Origin of the sequence: uncultured Cyclobacterium sp. (assembly GCF_963976465.1) — a bacterium.
GTDB lineage: Bacteria > Bacteroidota > Bacteroidia > Cytophagales > Cyclobacteriaceae > Cyclobacterium.
In genome coordinates, this window is the sequence record NZ_CAXBOC010000657.1 from 1 (window position 1) to 2,385 (window position 2,385).

The window sequence follows — 2,385 nt, forward strand, 5'->3', positions numbered from 1 at the left end:
TAGGAAAATTGTAGGGCTGGTTTTGGTCCTATAAGTCAATAGGTTTAATATCCTTTTTTACCTTTTTTCAATAGTATTAGGTGGACTTTTTCAAGGTCTGTGCATAATTATTGGAAAAAGGTAATTCTTTGGGGTTAATTGTCAATGAAATTATAGTGAACTCAAAATAATTATTTAACCGATCAATTATGACTGAAAAGAAAAAATCCTCACTGTCCAGGCGGAAGTTTATGGGTACAGGTCTGCTTAGCGCGGCAGGAATTGGGGTTTTGCCACAAATAAGTCTTGGCAAAGAAAGTTACAATAAAAAGGAAGCCAATGAAGTATTACGTTTGGGATTCATTGGTCTAGGTAGACAGAGCAATGGTTTACTTGGTAGCTTTATAAAATTACCTAATATCGAAGTAGTTGCCGGCTGTGATGTGTATGGTGACAAGCAAAAGCGATTTTTAAATCGTACAAATGAGTATTACAAAAGCAAAGGGAAAACTGTTGAGGTAGAAGTGTATGAAAATTACCATGACCTTCTTGCAAGAAAAGATATTGATGCAGTGGTGATAGCAAGTCCGGATCATTGGCACGCTTTAATGGCAATAGATGCGTGTAAGGCCGGCAAAGATATATATTTGGAGAAACCCTTGACTTTTACCATCAAGGAGGGTCAGGAATTGGTTAAAGCTGTGCGCTCAAATAGCATTGTTCTGGCCACAGGAAGTATGCAAAGGTCTTATGACAATTTTCAGCATGCGGTTAAAATGGTGCAAAAGGGAAGAATAGGGAAAATCAAGAGAGTGTATGCTTGTGTAGGTGGACCTCCTAAACCTTATGATTTGCCCAAAGAGGAGATCCCTGCAAGCCTGAATTGGGACATGTGGTTAGGTCCATTGGCAGCTGATATACATTTTAATAATGATTTAAACCCACCCATTTCCATTAATCCACCGGAAAATGAAAAAGTTTGGGGAGCATGGCGTTGGTATAAAGAAACGGGAGGTGGACTGACCACCGACTGGGGTGCACATATGTTTGATATTGCGCAATGGGCTATTGGAATGGATAGAAATGGTCCAATAGAAATTATTCCTGCAGGATATCAAGACACTGAATATTTAACATTCATTTATCCAAATGGTGTCACTGTAACAGAAGAACCTTTTGATAAAAAAGAGACCAGAGGATGTAAATTCGTTGGTGAAGATGGTTGGATAGAAGTGTCCAGGTCTCATTACAAAGCCTCTGATGATAGCCTATACCCATTGATAGCTGAAGGCGATGATCTAAGAGGTGGTGGAGGTACAGCCCACCATATAGATTTTATAGAGTCTGTAAGAAGAAGAAAAGACCCTATCGCACCGGTTGAAGTTGGTCACAGTACCTGTACTACTTGTAACCTTGGCAATATAGCGTATGATTTAGGACGTCCATTAAAATGGGATCCGGTCAATGAGAAATTTGCTGCTCCCGATCCTGAAGCGGAGAAACAACTTCATAGATCTTACAGGCCGGGTTATAGGCTTTAAGGAATAAAAAAAGCGAAACTATTCAAGTTTCGCTTTTTTTATTGTGTACCTGTACAAGCCTTTTCTCGAGTTCATTTTCCTGAGGTAGTCCCTAATATACTATGGTTTAGTTTAAATTAAGAGACTGAGGTCCAAATTCCTCATATGAAATGTCCGATACAGCCACACCTTTGTCTATCAATATTTTATACTGTTGGGCAATAAAACCGGCAGGACCACAGATGTAATATTGAGATTTTTTTGGTATTGGGTCAATTTTGTTGAGATCCAAGGGGCCTTGGATTACCCCGTCTTTTTTATCCTTTTCTGTCAATGCATCATAGAAAATATGTTGTTGCATATTAGGGTAGGTTTCAGCTATTTTATAAACATCTTTTTTAAAAGCATGAACAGTTTGATTTCTACAGGCATGTAGCCAATAAACCTGGGAAGATTGATTTGGGAGAAGTGTTTGTAACATGCTAATTAGTGGCGTGAGACCTACACCGCCACTGATAAAAGTGATGGGCGTACCTTTTTTCGGGTTTAAGGTAAAATCGCCAACAGGTGCAGTCAGGTAGACCGGATCACCAACCTGTATTTGGTCATGTAAAAAATTGCTGATCATTCCATTGACATTCAGTTGAAGGTTAACTTCTTTCTTTACAGAAATGCGGTAATACTGTTCATTGGGAGCACTAGATATACTGTATTGCCTGGCCTGATTTAGACCCAATTCCGGCAAGAATACTTTGAGACTAATAAACTGGCCGGGCAGGTGCTTTACGACTTTTCCCCCATCGCTTGGATAAAGGTAAAATGAGGTGATTTCATCTGATTCTTTTACTTTTTCCTTTACTTCAAATGGTCTCCAGCCTGTCCAACC

The 2,385-nt window shown here is 39.3% G+C and carries 2 protein-coding genes; one reads left to right on the forward strand and one right to left on the reverse strand.

Annotated elements, in window-relative coordinates; all coding sequences use genetic code 11:
- Positions 1-188: 188 nt before the first annotated feature.
- Entirely contained in the window at positions 189-1,520 is a 1,332-nt protein-coding gene (locus tag AAC037_RS23520; protein ID WP_339906064.1) for a Gfo/Idh/MocA family oxidoreductase, read from the forward strand.
- Positions 1,521-1,626: 106 nt separating this feature from the next.
- Here AAC037_RS23520 and AAC037_RS23525 read toward each other — a convergent pair.
- Positions 1,627-2,385 (reverse strand): FAD-binding oxidoreductase (locus AAC037_RS23525; RefSeq protein WP_339906066.1); only part of this gene is annotated, 759 nt, incomplete at its 5' end.